The following is a 15,842-nucleotide window of genomic DNA, read 5'->3' as shown; positions in this document are numbered from 1 at the left end:
CTAAGAAAGCGAGCCAACAATACGAAGTATTGTAAATAAAGAAGCCAGTAAATGAATTTATGAAAACTCATTTACTGTCTATTTTGATAGGAATTATGTCCCAGGCTCATGAATAAACGTTTAAAATAATGTATTGTTCACAAAAAAGACATACATCCTGTTAATTGGTTATTGTAAAAAAGTAGTTTAAGGCATATTCTGTTGTTAAATGATAATGATAATGATTATTAATTAGAGAGTGTGAACAATATGATTAGTGTAAACAATGGGGTAAAAAATAAAAAATATAAAGTGAAGCATATAGGGATTTCAAATAAAAATATGTTGTATCGTTTAGGGGCATTAGGGTTAAACATTGGAAGTGAAATTAGCATCAAACAGAAATGTTTACTCAACGGTCCTAGCGTTGTTGAAGTAAATGGTCAACATTTAAGTTTACGACAACGTGATGCACGACTCATAACATTAGAGGAGTAGTTATAATGACTCAAAGCTACTGTATTCTTGGAAACCCTAATGTAGGCAAAACATCATTATTTAATGCGTTAACCGGTTCTTACGAATATATAGGTAACTGGAGTGGCGTAACCGTTGAAAAGAAAGTAGGAAAATTGAAAGATAATGTAGGTGATTTAGTTGATTTACCGGGCATTTATGATTTATCACCTATTTCTAAAGATGAGACGGTTGTCACAGATTATTTAATGTCAACGTCATTCACAGGAATGATTAACATTATTGACGCATGTCAGCTTAAAAGAAATCTTAATCTTACAATACAGTTGATGGAACTCAACAAACCTATGATTATTGGTTTAAATATGATAGATGTTGCAACACAAAGAGGTATTAAAATTAACTATCAAGCTTTGATGAGAAAATTAAAAGTACCGGTATTTCCAATTGTTGCTAGAAAGGCAAAGGGGACACATAGTCTTTTAGGAGAGCTTAATTATTTAGAACCACATCAACGTCGTGCATTTAAGATTAATTATGGAACTGAAATTGAAACTGCAATTCAACAAATTTGTTCAATTATCAAACAGGATAATATGTATCCAACAGAACGTTTACGTTTTATAGCCATACAGTATTTAATAGACAATGTTCAAATTTATCAAGAACTCGATGCCATGATTTTAGAACAGTTAGAACCCATTAAGCGAAAGTTAAGTAACGCGACAGAACAATCAACACGCCAAAGAATTGAAGCTGTGCGAAATGATTACATTAATCAGCTATTGGAAGATATCGTAGAATATCCCGAAGAGGATAAACAATTCTTTACTTCAAAAGTGGATCGATTATTATTAAATAGATATCTAGGTATACCTATATTTTTAGGTATTATGTGGCTTATTTTTCAAACAACCTTTACATGGATAGGAACACCATTATCTGATCAATTAGACGCTTTTATAAGTGGTCCTTTATCAGAATGGATTAAATCTGTTATGAATACATTACATATTACGTCGTTTCTTCAAGATCTTATTACAGATGGTATTATCGCTGGTGTGGGTTCTGTATTGGTATTTGTACCACAAATTGTTGTGTTATTCTTTTTTATTTCTTTATTAGAAGATTCAGGTTATATGGCAAGAATAGCTGTATTAATGGATAAAACAATGGAATCTATAGGTTTAAGTGGAAAATCATTTATTCCTATGATTATTGGATTTGGATGCAATGTACCAAGTATTATGGCAGCAAGAAGTATAGAGAATGAGAAAGAACGTTTGATTACAATATTGGTTGCACCCTTCATGTCATGTTCAGCACGCTTACCGGTTTATGCACTTTTTGTAGGAGCGTTCTTTTCAGCACATCAATCACTAGTTGTATTAAGCTTATATATTTTAGGTATAGTTGTCGCTTTACTAGTAAGTACGTTATTGAATAAATTGATATTAAAAGATAATCAGTCTGTTTTTATTGTGGAGTTACCGACATACCGTGTTCCATCATTTAAAACACTTTGGCGCAGTACTTGGGAAAAAGCAAAAGGTTTTGTCAAAAAAGCAGGTACCTTTATTTTTGGTGGTTCAGTCGTTATTTGGACACTCACATACATCGGTCCGCACGGTGTTAATGTCCCGATTAATCAAAGTTTTATGCATATGATTGGTCAAGGGTTCGCGAATTTAATTGCACCTTTAGGATTTGGCTCTTGGCAGGCAGGAGCAACTTTAATACCTGGCTTTCTTGCTAAAGAAGTGATTATCAGTTCTATGGCTATTTTATACTCTTCTAGCGAAAGTGGTTTAACACAAGTCATTCAACAGCAATTCACTCCACTTTCAGCTTATGCATTCATGATTTTTATTTTACTTTACGTTCCTTGTATTTCAACAGTCGCTACGATTCGTAAAGAGACAAGTTCTTGGAAATGGACATTACTAGCGGTTGTTTATCCAATAGCAACAGCATATATATTAACGTTCGTATTCTATCAAGTTAGTCAATTATTTATATAAAGGATGAATTCGTCATGTTTATTTTAGTCAATACAATATTGTTCATAGCGATTTTTGGTTATACAGCAATGACATTAGTAAAATTCTTTAAACGTTCAAAAGAAGGTGATTGTGGTGGGTGTAAATCTAATTGCAAATGCGATACGAATACTTCATCTCATAAAAATAAATTAAATATTCCACATATTAAGTCATAGATAATTACAATAACAAACCTCTTTCATTCAGAAATGTATTTACGAATGAAAGAGGTTATTTGTATTAATAAAAATTTTGACATGTTAGTTCGATACAATAATGATTAAAAGTTTTAAAAAGTGATATACTACATGTAAAATGTATGTATATAAGTTAATTGCTAATTGGGAGGAATAAATGTATGAAGGGTAGCAAAAAATTAAATGAGTTACTAGAAGATAATCAGAAGAAACTAAAAAAATTATTTAAGTACGATCATAAAAAGGCTTTGGCGTTTACACCAGAGGATAGAGAAAAAGTTAAGGATAAGTTTGGTGTCTATGTGATTTTCGATGAGAAAAAACCAGTGTTTGTAGGTCAAACTGGAGGATATTCATCCACACATCAACCTATAAATAGTGATTTGTATACAAAATTAGGACAATACAATTCACGTTCAGAAACAGGTACAACTAAATTTAGAAAAGCTTATGCTCAAAATAAGGACTTAAATCCAAATCATTTAAAAGACATTACTGCAGATAAATACGGCCTCACTTTTCAATATATAAAAGTAAAAGACGAACCTGCGTTCATTAATGTTTTAGAAATTCTCGCATTAGAATATGCAAAAAATAAAGGGTATGAACTTTATAATTTTCAATAAATATAATGACATCTAATCAAAAGGGTGAGTTGGACTTTAAATTCTATATCTTGACCAGTCTGGGACGTAAATCAAAGTTCCAGACTTTCTTAAAGTATGACCTGTCGATAATTGACTTAATATATAAATGATGACATTTTTCAATTTTAGTTATCGTTAATGGTGTATCACATTCTATTCGAATGTTTATCCAATTTCATAAATATAGCAATTATCTATATTATAAAATTATGTTCAGAATAGAATGCGTTAGTTTATAAGGATATGACTAGAATGATATACACATTTAAGGAGTTGGAGAAATATGTATCAATCAATGTATGACTCGCCCGTTGGCTTATTGCAATTAATTACAAACGATGGCATCTCGTTGTCACATGTCTTATACCCTAATCAACATTTGAAAGGAATTAAAACAAAGGATACGTTAGATGTTTTTAAAGATACTAAAGCGTGGTTAAGAGAGTATTTTAAAGGGAATTATCCTGAGATAAAAGTACCGTTAGCACCAAAAGGCACTGATTTTCAACAGAAGGTATGGAATGAACTTCAGACAATTCGTTATAGAGAACTTAAAACATATGGAGAGATTGCTAAAACAGTAGGACGAGCAATGAATAAGCCAGCAATGTCTGCTCAGGCTGTAGGAGGTGCTGTTGGGAGTAATCCTATTTCTATACTTATACCATGTCATCGAGTGGTTGGTAAAGATGGAAATTTAACAGGATACGGAGGTACTTTAGACAACAAAATAAAATTATTAAAATTGGAAGAAATAGATATGACACATTTATACAGACCTAAAAAAACAACGAAACCTTGAGATACGTTATTGTATAGAATTGCTTTAGTTATTTGTCAATGTTGATCTATGGATAGGATTCGTTTTTATCTATGAATAGTAGGTAAACAGTATATAAATAGTAGAGGTCTATAATAGATGAAATGCACTATCTTGGGATTAAAAACCCCCTAAAAACAGCTATATGACGTTGTTTTTAGGGGGCAAGTATGAATAGTAAATTCGTTTCTTTCATTTTAAAAAATTAAAAAAGCAAAAGAATTGAGTTTAGATTATTCTGCTATATGATATTCACGAATATTGTTATCAATAGATTTTAAATAGAAAATGTCACGATCTGCATTTGATTTTTCAAGTTCATGATTCAATTCTAATTGGTCAAAGCGTTTGAAGAAATGTTCATATTCATCAACAGAAACCTCTATTCTATTATTTAATAAAGATTTGTGGCGCTCAACATCTAATTGCTCCTTGAATCCATCTACTAATGTTCCACTAAAGAACTCGCCTACAGAACCAGAACCATAACTAAAGAGACCAATCGTTTGTCCGCCTTTTAAATCACGTGTTTCTAATAAAGAGATGAGACTTAAATATAAGGCCCCTGTGTAAATATTACCGACATAACGATTATAATCAACTGCATCTTGGTAACTAGAGTTAAGACGGTCTTGTGTAGTTTCATCGGCATGATTAATAATAGAATCTAAAGCTTTTTGTCCCATTTTGGTGAATGGTACATGGAAACATAGTGAAGCGAAATCAGCGAGTGTTTTATTATGGCGACGTGCATATTCATTCCAACTTTCTTGGAATGACTTGATATAGGCATCTTTCGACAATGCACCAGCAACTAAGGGATATTGATGACCCGTTGGACGCCAGAAATCATAAACGTCTTCAGTATATGCTACGGCATCATCATTAAGTTTTAAAATACTTGGGTTATGTGAAATCATCATTGCAACTGCACCGGCACCTTGAGTAGGCTCACCACCAGAATGAATACCATAACGAGCTGTGTCACTAGCAATGACAAGAACCTTTTCGTTAGGGCGTTGAGCAAGATAATCTTTGGCAAGTTGAATTGCAGGTGTTGCTGCATAACAAGCCTCTTTCATTTCAAAGCATCTTGCAAAGGGTTGAATACCTAAAAGATGGTGAATTTGAACGGCTGCTGCTTTGGCATTATCAATCGCAGACTCAGTTGCTACTATAACCATACCAATATTCTTTTTATCTTCTTCTGTTATAATATCTTTAGCAGCATTGGCTCCCATAGATACGATATCTTGATTCACTGGGCTCACAGTCATTTCAGTTTGACCAATTCCAATTAAAAATTTATTAGGATCGACTTGGCGCGCTTCTGCAAGTTTAGCCATGTCTACATAATATTTGGGTACATAGAAACTTATTTTATCTATACCTATATTCATAAGGTGTGACATCCTTTCATTTTTTGAAGTAGCACTAGTATCATACCAAAGAAAATTCGTTTTATACAATGAAATATAACAGACATGACCAGGAATATATAATAAATATGTAAGCGCTTTACAAAAATTGTGAAAAGTTTTGAATTATTTGAGTGCAAGACAATGTTAGCAGTTGATATTTAAAGCGAAAGTTAAAAGGTTACATTACTACAGTAATATAAAGATATTTTAAAGGAGTACATAAATGAAAAGTTTAGATAAAGGATTTAGACATTTAACACGAAAAGATAAATTAAAAAAACTTGTTGAATACGGTTGGCTAGATGATGAAAACTATGAAATATTACTTAATCATCCGTTAATTAATGAGGAAGTCGCAAACAGTTTAATTGAAAATGTCATTGGTCAAGGTGCACTACCAGTAGGGTTATTACCTCGAATTATAGTTGATGATAAAGAATATGTAGTACCTATGATGGTAGAGGAACCTTCTGTCGTAGCAGCAGCAAGTTATGGCGCAAAACTCGTTAATCAAAGTGGTGGATTTAAGACAATTTCAAGTGAACGTCTAATGATTGGACAAATTGTCTTTGATGATGTTGAAGACACAGGCACATTAGCTAACTCAATATATCAAATAGAATCACAAATTCATCAAATCGCTGATGAAGCTTACCCTTCTATTAAAGCAAGAGGTGGAGGATATCAACGTATTGAAATAGATACATTCCCTAATCATCGATTATTATCTTTGAAGGTTTTTGTTGATACTAAAGATGCTATGGGTGCTAATATGTTAAATACAATATTAGAAGCAATCACTGCACATCTAAAAGTTAAATTTTCAAATCAAAATGTTTTAATGAGTATTTTATCTAATCATGCGACAGCATCAGTAGTAAAAGTACAAGGGGAAATAGATATTGAAGATTTACATAGAGGAGAGAGAAGTGGCGAAGAGGTAGCACAACGTATGGAACGAGCGTCAGTTCTTGCACAAGTAGATATACATCGTGCTGCAACACATAACAAAGGTGTGATGAATGGTATACACGCTGTAGTATTGGCTACAGGCAATGATACAAGAGGAGTTGAAGCAAGTGCTCATGCATATGCAAGCAAAGATGGTCATTATAGAGGGATAGCTACTTGGGAATATGATCGCTCACGTAATAAATTGGTTGGAACTATTGAAGTTCCTATGACTTTAGCGACAGTAGGTGGAGGTACGAAAGTTTTACCTATTGCTAAAGCCTCATTAAATTTGCTTAATGTTGAAAATGCACAGGAACTAGGGCAAGTTGTTGCTGCTGTTGGATTAGCACAAAATTTCTCTGCATGTAGAGCGCTAGTGTCTGAGGGGATACAACAAGGACATATGAGTTTACAATATAAATCATTAGCGATTGTTGTAGGTGCAAAAGGCGAAGAAATTGCGCAAGTAGCTGAAGCGCTCAAATATGAATCACAAGCTAATACTGCCAAAGCTCAAGAAATCTTGATGAATATAAGAAAGTCATAATTAAAAAGCCGTCAAACGGGTATATCTTGATATATAGCTTCAAGGATATACTTATTTGACGGTTTGTTTGATTTGATTAATAAATATAATTATAGTTTCGTGCAGACGATTTACTAATAATGCGTGTGCCGTAGCCTAATGGCACATTATAATTATATTCAGAAATTTTGATTTTTCCATTCTTATATACTTTTTCAACCACTGCTACGTGCCCATAATAGCCTCTCGTTGATTGCATAACAGCGTATTTTCGAGGCTTATGTCCAGTTGCATAACCAGATCGACGTGCATTGCTATACCAATTCTTAGCATTACCCCATCGATTTGATACAGGTTTACCTAATTGAGCACGACGTTTAAATGCCCACCAAGTGCATTGTTTTTTACCATAATAATTATGTGCAGCATGGGAAATATGCGTTTGTTCAATAGCTTGATATGAGAGTGTTCCAGTAAATGTAATCATTGTAGCGATAATAATACGAGATAATAATTTTTTGAATTTCATTTCTTTCTCCCAAAAAATGTATTTATTTAATGACAGTAATAATAATAGTATTTAAAAATGCGCTATACAATATAAGAAATGAATTATCAAAGTAAATGTAACATTAATGAAATATACATATTTTTATCGTAATAATCGTTTGAGTAAAAAAAGAGTGAGACTACATTCAAATAAAATGTAATCTCACTCAGGTACGAGATGATTAACTCCATGTATATAAGTATGCGTAAATGTTAAAGTCATGTCATAACATCAATTTATACTTTAGTGAATTGGTTGAAAACAGCTAGTGCCCGTTTGATACTCGTCACTGGTATGTTTTCCGGACATGGATGATTTCGAAAATATGTCAAGATTTCTTTTTGGCTCGTCACGTCTTTAGGGAAATTGATATCTTGATTAATCCAATCAACCAATTCACCTAATGGCGTGTCATCACCTAGGAAATTTTGCATAAATTCGTAAAAGCTCAATATCTCACCTCATAATATATTTTATGAGCCGACTTTTATTTTAACATATTTTCGTTTTTTAAAATACTTGAAAAACTAAATAAAATGTTTTGAATTATAGTTTTTAAATATATTAATCGCTAGAAAGGTCAATTTTGTTGTATAATTAAACTTACTATTGAATTATATCAAAACTAGGGGGATATGCATGGATATAAAACACATGAAATACTTTGTTGAAGTTGTCAAACAAGGTGGTATGACAAACGCTTCAAAATCCTTGTATATTGCGCAACCAACTATCAGTAAAGCAATTAAGGATATTGAAGCAGAGATGGCTGTCCCTTTATTTGACCGGAGTAAAAGAAGTTTAGTACTTACTGATGCAGGTAAAATTTTTTTCAAGAAATGTCAAGAAATCATCGCACTATATGATAATTTGCCCACTGAAATTAATAGTTTGTATGGTTTAGAAACAGGTCATATCACTATTAGTATGTCTGCAGTGATGAGCATGCGTAAATTTATTGGCGTATTAGGAGACTTTCATCAACTTTATCCGAATATCACGTACAACTTAATCGAAAGTGGTGGTAAGACGACTGAAAACCTTATACTTAATGATGAAGTGGATATTGGTGTGACAACATTGCCAGTAGATCATCAAAAATTTGAATGTATATCTTTAAACAAAGAAGAACTGACTGTAGTTTTAAATAAAGAACATCCTTTAGCACAAAAATCTTCTATTAAAATGGAAGAATTAGCTGATGAGAACTTCATTTTATTTAATGAAGATTTCTATCTCAACGATAAAATTATTGAAAATGCGAAGAATGCTGGATTCGTGCCGAACATGGCCTCACAAATCTCACAATGGAATGTGATTGAAAATCTTGTCATTAATCAATTAGGTATTTCCATATTGCCAGCCACTATAGCACAATTACTTAATGATGACGTCAAAATTGTACATTTGGAAAATGCACATACAACTTGGGAGCTTGGTGTCGTTTGGAAAAAAGATAAACGTTTAAGTCATGCTACAAATAAATGGATAGAATTTTTGAAAGAAAGATTATCCGAAGAATAATATAAATATAATAACAAACAATGCATTTAATAAAAGAGCGAAGTTGTTAAAGATGTGAAATAATATGTTTTTACAAAGTCATATTACAACGAAAACGTAGGGTTTTGAATTATAAATTAATTCTGCCCTACGTTTTTTTACTATCAATTAGTTCTCAGCACTATTAATTTGCTAGCGTTTTCATAGATTTAAGGAATATAAAATATCATGAATAAATATTTTTAATATATAATAGCAAACACTATAATAGAAAATGTCACTAAAAAAATACAGTAACAATTTGGACACATTTTTAGAAAGGGGTGTTGTTGATGGAAAAAGCAAAATTTGTCATTAAGTTAATACTTCAACTTGCCCTTATCATGCTTATTACTTTTATAGGCACAGAAGTTCAAAAATTACTTCATATACCTCTAGCAGGTAGTATCGTAGGGCTTATGCTTTTTTTCCTATTGTTACAATTTAAAATTGTACCTGAATCATGGATTAATGTAGGAGCAGACTTTTTACTTAAAACAATGGTTTTCTTCTTTATCCCATCAGTGGTAGGAATTATGGATGTTGCATCTAATATCACGATGAATTATATATTATTCTTTATTGTTATTATAATTGGTACATGCCTTGTAGCACTATCATCAGGTTATATCGCTGAAAAAATGCTAGAAAAAAGCAATACACGTAAAGGAACTGATCACTCATGAATGAATACTTACAAGCAGTTCTAATGATTTTGTTAACTATTGTTCTGTACTATGTTTCCAAAAAGATTCAAGATAAATACAATAATCCACTATTAAATCCAGCTCTTATTGCATCAATTGCAATAATTATTGTTTTATTGGTTTGCGGAGTAAGCTATAAGGGGTATATGAAAGGTGGTACCTGGATTAACCATGTTTTAAACGCTACAGTTGTATGTCTTGCATACCCACTTTATCAAAATAAAAAGAAAATAAAAAAATATTTAACAATTATTTTCACAAGCGTGTTGACTGGTGTAGTTCTCAATTTTGTGTTAGTATTTACAACGTTGAAAATCTTTGGTTATTCTAAAGACACAATTGTTACCCTGTTACCTAGATCAATTACAGCAGCAGTAGGTATAGAGGTTTCTCAAGAATTGGGAGGAACAGATACAATTACTGTGCTCTTTATCATAACTACAGGTTTAATCGGCAGTATTTTAGGTTCAATGCTTTTACGTATGGGAGGTTTTAAATCTTCCATTGCGCGAGGACTAACTTATGGGAATGCTTCTCACGCATTTGGTACCGCAAAAGCATTAGAGCTTGATATTGAATCAGGAGCGTTCAGTTCAATTGGTATGATTTTAACAGCAGTCATTAGTTCTGTTCTCATACCAGTACTGATTTTATTGTTTTACTAAAGGGAAAAAGATTTACTCATATTAATAGAAAGGGAGGCTATTTGTAAAAATGGCACAAATTAAAGCAAATGAAGCATTAGTTAAGGCATTACAAACCTGGAATATTGATCATTTATATGGTATTCCTGGCGACTCAGTAGATGCTGTTGTTGATAGCTTACGTACGGTCAGAGATCAATTTAAATTCTATCACGTACGTCATGAAGAGGTAGCGAGTTTAGCTGCTGCAAGTTACACAAAAATGACAGGGAAAATTGGTGTAGCTTTAAGTATCGGAGGACCTGGTATTGTACACTTATTAAATGGTATGTACGATGCTAAAATGGATAATGTACCTCAACTTATTATTGCTGGACAAACAAATAGTACATTATTAGGTACAAAATTCTTCCAAGAGACAAACATTTCTAAAATGGTTGATGATGTTGCTGTATATCACCACCAAATTCAAAAAGGTGATAACGTATTTGAAATTACAAATGAAGCAATTCGTACGGCATACGAGAAAAAAGGTGTCTCTGTTATCATTTGTCCAAATGACTTATTAACTCAAAAAATTAAAGACACTACAAATCGTGCAGTTGATACAACTAAACCAAAACCAGCTTCACCAAAATTCAAAAGTATTAAAAAAGCAGCTAAATTAATTGATAAAGCTAAAAAACCAGTAATGCTTATTGGTTTAGGTACACAACACGCTAAAGATGAATTACGTGAATTTATTGAAGCTGCAAAAATTCCAGTTATTCACACATTACCTGCAAAAACAATCTTACCTGACGATCATCCTTATAGTATTGGTAACTTAGGTAAAATTGGTACTAAAACATCTTATCAAACAATTCAAGATGCAGACTTATTAATTATGGCTGGTACGAACTATCCGTATGTTAACTATTTACCTAAGAAAAACATTAAAGCTATTCAAATCGATACGAACGAAGAAAATATTGGTGCACGCTTTAAAATTAATGTAGGTATTTTAGGTGATAGTAAAGTTGCTTTCCATCAACTAACTGAAAACATTAAGCATGTTGCAAAACGTCCATTCTTAGATAAGACATTAGAACGTAAAGCAGTTTGGGATAAATGGATGAAACAAGATTTGAATAATGACAATTCACCATTACGTCCAGAACGTTTAATGAAAGCAATCAATGCTAACTTAAAAGATGATGCAATTATCTCAGCAGATGTTGGTACTTCTACAGTATGGTCTACGCGTTACTTAAACTTATCTGTAAATAATAAATTCATTATTTCTAGTTGGTTAGGTACTATGGGCTGTGGTTTACCAGGTGCGATGGCAGCTAAAATTGCTTATCCAAACCGTCAAGCAGTAGCTATCACAGGTGACGGTGCGTTCCAAATGGTAATGCAAGACTTTGCTACAGCTGTTCAATATAACTTACCAATGACAATCTTCGTATTAAATAACAAACAATTGTCATTCATTAAATATGAACAACAAGCTGCTGGTGAATTAGAGTATGCCATTGATTTCTCTGATATGGATCATGCTAAATTTGCTGAAGCTGCTGGTGGTAAAGGCTATGTTGTGAGAGATGTAAGTCGTCTTGACGACATCGTTGAAGAGGCAATGGCTCAAGATGTTCCAACAATCGTTGATGTTCATGTTGATCCTAATGCTGCACCATTACCAGGTAAAATTGTAAACGAAGAAGCATTTGGTTACAGTAAATGGGCTTATAGATCAATTACTGAAGATAAAAACTTAGACTTTGATCAAATCCCACCAATCTCTGTAGCAGCTAAACGTTTCTTATAATAATACATTTTTAGAAACTCGACTCTAAGTAGTCGAGTTTTTTTATGTAAAATTTTCAAAAAGTATTGTAAACGCTTTATTGAATGTGTATACTAGATGTAAATAAAATCATTGCGTGTTACTGGTTATGCAGGCATGAGCAAATAAGAGTGTCTATCTTTCGTGATATGAAATTGATAGTCTTATTTGTTCATGCTTTTTTTGTGGCACGTAAATAAGAAGATAGAGAGGAATGAATTGATTATGTTTAAAAAGCTATTTGGTCAAATGCAACGTATCGGTAAAGCTTTAATGTTACCAGTTGCGATTTTACCGGCTGCAGGGTTGCTATTAGCAATTGGGACTGCGTTTCAAGGCGAAGCGTTACAACATTATCTTCCATTTATAAAAAATGATATTGTTCAACAAATCGCTAATATGCTTACAGGTGCTGGTGGTATTATATTTGATAATCTACCTATTATCTTTGCTTTAGGTGTAGCAATTGGTCTTGCAGGTGGAGATGGTGTAGCTGCTATTGCTGCATTTGTTGGTTTTATCATTTTAAATAAAACAATGGGGGCTTTCTTGCATGTAACTCCAGATAAATTATCTGATCCAACTAATGGATATGCAAATGTATTAGGGATTCCTACACTTCAAACAGGTGTGTTCGGAGGTATTATTATTGGTGCACTAGCAGCCTGGTGTTATAACAAATTCTATAATATTACCTTACCATCATATTTAGGATTCTTTGCAGGTAAACGTTTTGTACCAATTATGATGGCAACAACATCTTTCATTTTAGCCTTTCCGATGGCAATTATTTGGCCAACGATTCAAAACGGTTTAAATGCATTTAGTGAGGGGTTATTAGATTCAAATACAGGTTTAGCTGTATTTTTATTTGGATTTATTAAGCGATTATTAATACCATTTGGTTTACATCACATTTTCCATGCACCATTCTGGTTTGAATTTGGTTCTTGGAAAAATGCTGCTGGAGAGATAATTAGAGGCGACCAACGTATTTTTATTGAACAAATCCGTGAAGGTGCTCATTTAACTTCTGGTAAATTCATGCAAGGGGAATTCCCAGTCATGATGTTTGGATTACCAGCTGCAGCATTGGCTATTTATCAAACAGCAAAACCTGAGAATAAGAAAGTAGTTGCAGGTTTAATGATTTCTGCTGCATTAACATCATTTTTAACTGGTATTACTGAACCATTAGAATTCTCATTCTTATTTGTAGCACCATTCTTATTCGTAATTCACGCAGTATTAGATGGTTTATCATTCTTGACACTATACTTGTTAAATGTACATTTAGGATATACTTTCTCTGGAGGATTTATAGATTATGTTTTATTAGGTATTCTACCTAATAAAACAGCATGGTGGCTTGTCATCCCAGTAGGTATTATTTATGCAGTGATTTACTACTTTGTATTTAGATTCCTTATTGTTAAATTTAACTATAAAACACCAGGTCGTGAAGATAAAAAATCATCTGTAACAACTACATCGGCTAGTCAACTGCCATTCGATGTTTTGAAAGCAATGGGTGGTAAAGAAAATATTAAACATCTAGATGCTTGTATTACTAGACTAAGAGTAGAAGTAAATGAAAAATCAAAAGTTGATGTTGCCGGCCTTAAATCATTAGGTGCTTCAGGAGTACTTGAAGTCGGTAACAATATGCAAGCTATTTTCGGTCCTAAATCTGATCAAATCAAACATGATATGGCTAAGATAATAAGTGGAGAAATTACAAAACCAAGTGAAACAACAATTGATGAAGAAGTGTCAGATGATCCTGTACATGTGGAAGATATTGTAGAAACAGAAATTTACGCACCTGGACATGGTGAGATAATACCGTTATCTGAAGTACCTGATAAAGTTTTCTCTGAAAAGATGATGGGTGATGGTATCGGATTTGTACCAGATTCAGGAGAAATTGTAGCACCATTTGATGGTACAGTTAAAACAATTTTCCCTACAAAACATGCGATAGGATTGGAGTCTGATAGTGGTGTTGAAGTGTTAATTCACATTGGTATCGATACAGTTAAATTAAATGGTGAAGGTTTTGAAAGTTTGGTAAATACTGATGAACCAGTAACACAAGGTCAACCATTAATGAAGATTGATTTAGAATACTTAAAGGAACATGCTCCAAGTATTATTACACCAGTAATCATAACAAACCAAGAAGACAAAACATTAACAATTGAAGATGTAAAACAAGTCGATCCTGGTAAAGCGATTATGACAATTAAATAAAGCCTATAAGAATAACTTAATGGCTAAAACAAATAAGTCTGGGACAAGGATATATTATGTCCCAGACTTTCTTTATGTATATACAGATTCTTATGAGATGAGTCCAACACAGAGAATTTCCGAAGTAATACCATGGACAAAGCAAGTTGGGGTTGGGGCCCCAACACAGAGAATTTCTGAAGAAATACCATGGACAAAGCAAGTTGGGGTTGAGGCCCCAACAGAGAGAATTTCCGAAGAAATTCCACGGACAAAGCAAGTTGGGGTTGGGGCCCCAACAGAGAGAATTTTCGAAGAAATTCCACGGACAAAGCAAGTTGGGGTTGGGGAGAAGACAGGGGACAATGAATTCTATCCTAGTTTAGCGTTCATTTTAATAAGGGGAATTTTACAAAGTTGACAAGCGTGATAATTATAGGCAATGTTGATATTGGACATATCATTTTAAAGAGAAAGGAAAGATGGTAATCATGGATGACTTGAAACAAAATCAATCTTCTAACGAAAAACCTAAAGGTAATAAAATAATTAATATTTTGATATTCATCGGAATGATTTTATTAATTCAAATACCTATTGGCGTGTCACTAATAGCTTTACCTTTTTCAGTGAAATTCAGTAAGTTAACATCCATCGCATTAAGTATGCTAATAACTGGTACAGCACTATTAATCATATGGTTAGTTAGGAATTATTATTTGAGTCATACATATGAAAGACAATATCAATCAATGAGGGGAAAAGATATCTTTATTAATATTGGTTTTCTGGTATTATCAATGGTTTTTAGTATTCTAAGTAGTGTATTAATGGTCATATTTACTGGCAACGATACTACAGCGAATGAGAAAGAAATCAATGAAAGTTTAGATTTACTTTTACAAAAAGACCATTTACCACATATTTCAATTGTTGCAACTGTTGTTTTAATGATATGTATTATAGGTCCGTATTTAGAGGAATTACTCTTCCGAGGAATTTTTAAAGAAACATTATTTATGAAATATCGATTTTGGCTACCATTCATTATATCTTCTATTATTTTTAGTTCACAACATTTATCAACAAATATATTTTCATATGCAATTTATTTTCTAATGGGTTGTGTATTATACCTTGCCTATAACAGAAGACGTAATATCAAAGATAGTATGATGGTTCACATGTTGAATAATTCTGTTTCAACATTACCGGTATTTGTTGGTTATTTATGGCTATATTTTAGATAGTAAACATAACAATAAAGACCTGATTA

16 protein-coding genes are annotated in these 15,842 nt (G+C 32.7%); 13 read left to right on the top strand and 3 right to left on the bottom strand.

Annotated features, from left to right (window positions below; translation table 11 throughout):
* Positions 1-249: 249 nt before the first annotated feature.
* The 5 genes from AC1Q7N_RS10540 (at position 250) to AC1Q7N_RS10520 (ending at position 4,144) form a co-directional block, all read left to right on the top strand.
* Positions 250-477, top strand: a complete 228-nt coding sequence (locus AC1Q7N_RS10540; RefSeq protein ID WP_001832332.1) for a FeoA family protein — start codon at positions 250-252, stop codon at positions 475-477.
* Positions 478-482: 5 nt separating this feature from the next.
* Positions 483-2,477, top strand: a complete 1,995-nt coding sequence (gene feoB / locus AC1Q7N_RS10535) for a ferrous iron transport protein B (protein ID WP_001832356.1) — start codon at positions 483-485, stop codon at positions 2,475-2,477.
* Positions 2,478-2,491: 14 nt separating this feature from the next.
* Positions 2,492-2,674, top strand: a complete 183-nt coding sequence (locus AC1Q7N_RS10530; protein ID WP_001832330.1) for a FeoB-associated Cys-rich membrane protein — start codon at positions 2,492-2,494, stop codon at positions 2,672-2,674.
* 182 nt (positions 2,675-2,856) lie between these two features.
* Positions 2,857-3,321 carry a hypothetical protein gene (locus tag AC1Q7N_RS10525; protein WP_002456695.1) on the top strand — a complete coding sequence of 155 codons (465 nt, stop codon included), beginning with the start codon at positions 2,857-2,859 and terminating at the stop codon, positions 3,319-3,321.
* A 304-nt stretch (positions 3,322-3,625) separates the two neighbouring features.
* On the top strand, positions 3,626-4,144 hold the full coding sequence (locus tag AC1Q7N_RS10520; RefSeq protein WP_002456694.1) for a methylated-DNA--[protein]-cysteine S-methyltransferase: 519 nt from the start codon (positions 3,626-3,628) through the stop codon (positions 4,142-4,144).
* Between the two features lie 251 nt (positions 4,145-4,395).
* Here the strand turns inward: AC1Q7N_RS10520 and AC1Q7N_RS10515 are convergent, their stop codons facing one another.
* Entirely contained in the window at positions 4,396-5,562 is a 1,167-nt protein-coding gene (locus tag AC1Q7N_RS10515; RefSeq protein WP_049387577.1) for a hydroxymethylglutaryl-CoA synthase, read from the bottom strand.
* 244 nt (positions 5,563-5,806) lie between these two features.
* On the opposite strand from AC1Q7N_RS10515, the gene AC1Q7N_RS10510 reads away from it, so the two are divergent.
* Positions 5,807-7,084: a hydroxymethylglutaryl-CoA reductase, degradative gene (locus AC1Q7N_RS10510; protein WP_002438099.1), complete on the top strand. Its 1,278-nt coding sequence runs from the start codon at positions 5,807-5,809 to the stop codon at positions 7,082-7,084.
* Between the two features lie 76 nt (positions 7,085-7,160).
* Here the strand turns inward: AC1Q7N_RS10510 and AC1Q7N_RS10505 are convergent, their stop codons facing one another.
* Positions 7,161-7,592 carry a CHAP domain-containing protein gene (locus tag AC1Q7N_RS10505; protein WP_002438102.1) on the bottom strand — a complete coding sequence of 144 codons (432 nt, stop codon included), beginning with the start codon at positions 7,590-7,592 and terminating at the stop codon, positions 7,161-7,163.
* A gap of 257 nt (positions 7,593-7,849) precedes the next feature.
* A complete protein-coding gene (locus AC1Q7N_RS10500) occupies positions 7,850-8,065 on the bottom strand; it encodes a sterile alpha motif-like domain-containing protein (protein WP_001832364.1) in 216 nt (71 codons plus the stop codon).
* A 187-nt stretch (positions 8,066-8,252) separates the two neighbouring features.
* Here AC1Q7N_RS10500 and cidR point away from each other — a divergent pair, with 187 nt between their 5' ends.
* The 7 genes from cidR (at position 8,253) to AC1Q7N_RS10465 (ending at position 15,816) form a co-directional block, all read left to right on the top strand.
* Complete coding sequence (cidR, locus tag AC1Q7N_RS10495; protein WP_001832366.1) at positions 8,253-9,137, top strand: cidABC operon transcriptional activator CidR; 885 nt, start codon at positions 8,253-8,255, stop codon at positions 9,135-9,137.
* A 311-nt stretch (positions 9,138-9,448) separates the two neighbouring features.
* Positions 9,449-9,841: a CidA/LrgA family protein gene (locus AC1Q7N_RS10490; protein ID WP_001832353.1), complete on the top strand. Its 393-nt coding sequence runs from the start codon at positions 9,449-9,451 to the stop codon at positions 9,839-9,841.
* On the top strand, positions 9,838-10,527 hold the full coding sequence (locus AC1Q7N_RS10485) for an LrgB family protein (RefSeq protein ID WP_001832367.1): 690 nt from the start codon (positions 9,838-9,840) through the stop codon (positions 10,525-10,527). The genes AC1Q7N_RS10490 and AC1Q7N_RS10485 overlap by 4 nt, the downstream gene beginning before the upstream one ends.
* 49 nt (positions 10,528-10,576) lie before the next feature.
* Entirely contained in the window at positions 10,577-12,316 is a 1,740-nt protein-coding gene (locus AC1Q7N_RS10480) for a pyruvate oxidase (protein ID WP_001832342.1), read from the top strand.
* Between the two features lie 243 nt (positions 12,317-12,559).
* Complete coding sequence (gene ptsG / locus AC1Q7N_RS10475; protein ID WP_001832339.1) at positions 12,560-14,587, top strand: glucose-specific PTS transporter subunit IIBC; 2,028 nt, start codon at positions 12,560-12,562, stop codon at positions 14,585-14,587.
* Between the two features lie 19 nt (positions 14,588-14,606).
* Positions 14,607-14,987, top strand: a complete 381-nt coding sequence (locus AC1Q7N_RS10470) for a PTS beta-glucoside transporter (RefSeq protein ID WP_002438111.1) — start codon at positions 14,607-14,609, stop codon at positions 14,985-14,987.
* 61 nt (positions 14,988-15,048) lie between these two features.
* The gene (locus AC1Q7N_RS10465; RefSeq protein ID WP_001832343.1) at positions 15,049-15,816 is read left to right on the top strand and encodes a CPBP family intramembrane glutamic endopeptidase; all 768 of its coding nucleotides are present in this window, start codon (positions 15,049-15,051) and stop codon (positions 15,814-15,816) included.
* The last annotated feature ends 26 nt before the right edge of the window (positions 15,817-15,842 follow it).

The sequence above is a fragment of the Staphylococcus sp. GW823-FHT05F06 genome, assembly GCF_058795495.1.
The sequence above is the reverse complement of the archived record's forward strand: the minus strand, read 5'-3'. Positions and strand labels throughout refer to the sequence as shown.

Bases quoted from the DNA above. Each gene is read 5' to 3' on its own strand.
- AC1Q7N_RS10540 (WP_001832332.1), top strand. From the start codon at position 250: ATGATTAGTGTAAACAATGGGGTAAAAAATAAAAAATATAAAGTGAAG.
- feoB (WP_001832356.1), top strand. From the start codon at position 483: ATGACTCAAAGCTACTGTATTCTTGGAAACCCTAATGTAGGCAAAACA.
- AC1Q7N_RS10530 (WP_001832330.1), top strand. From the start codon at position 2,492: ATGTTTATTTTAGTCAATACAATATTGTTCATAGCGATTTTTGGTTAT.
- AC1Q7N_RS10525 (WP_002456695.1), top strand. From the start codon at position 2,857: ATGAAGGGTAGCAAAAAATTAAATGAGTTACTAGAAGATAATCAGAAG.
- AC1Q7N_RS10520 (WP_002456694.1), top strand. From the start codon at position 3,626: ATGTATCAATCAATGTATGACTCGCCCGTTGGCTTATTGCAATTAATT.
- AC1Q7N_RS10515 (WP_049387577.1), bottom strand. From the start codon at position 5,562: ATGAATATAGGTATAGATAAAATAAGTTTCTATGTACCCAAATATTAT.
- AC1Q7N_RS10510 (WP_002438099.1), top strand. From the start codon at position 5,807: ATGAAAAGTTTAGATAAAGGATTTAGACATTTAACACGAAAAGATAAA.
- AC1Q7N_RS10505 (WP_002438102.1), bottom strand. From the start codon at position 7,592: ATGAAATTCAAAAAATTATTATCTCGTATTATTATCGCTACAATGATT.
- cidR (WP_001832366.1), top strand. From the start codon at position 8,253: ATGGATATAAAACACATGAAATACTTTGTTGAAGTTGTCAAACAAGGT.
- AC1Q7N_RS10490 (WP_001832353.1), top strand. From the start codon at position 9,449: ATGGAAAAAGCAAAATTTGTCATTAAGTTAATACTTCAACTTGCCCTT.
- AC1Q7N_RS10485 (WP_001832367.1), top strand. From the start codon at position 9,838: ATGAATGAATACTTACAAGCAGTTCTAATGATTTTGTTAACTATTGTT.
- AC1Q7N_RS10480 (WP_001832342.1), top strand. From the start codon at position 10,577: ATGGCACAAATTAAAGCAAATGAAGCATTAGTTAAGGCATTACAAACC.
- ptsG (WP_001832339.1), top strand. From the start codon at position 12,560: ATGTTTAAAAAGCTATTTGGTCAAATGCAACGTATCGGTAAAGCTTTA.
- AC1Q7N_RS10470 (WP_002438111.1), top strand. From the start codon at position 14,607: ATGGCTAAAACAAATAAGTCTGGGACAAGGATATATTATGTCCCAGAC.
- AC1Q7N_RS10465 (WP_001832343.1), top strand. From the start codon at position 15,049: ATGGTAATCATGGATGACTTGAAACAAAATCAATCTTCTAACGAAAAA.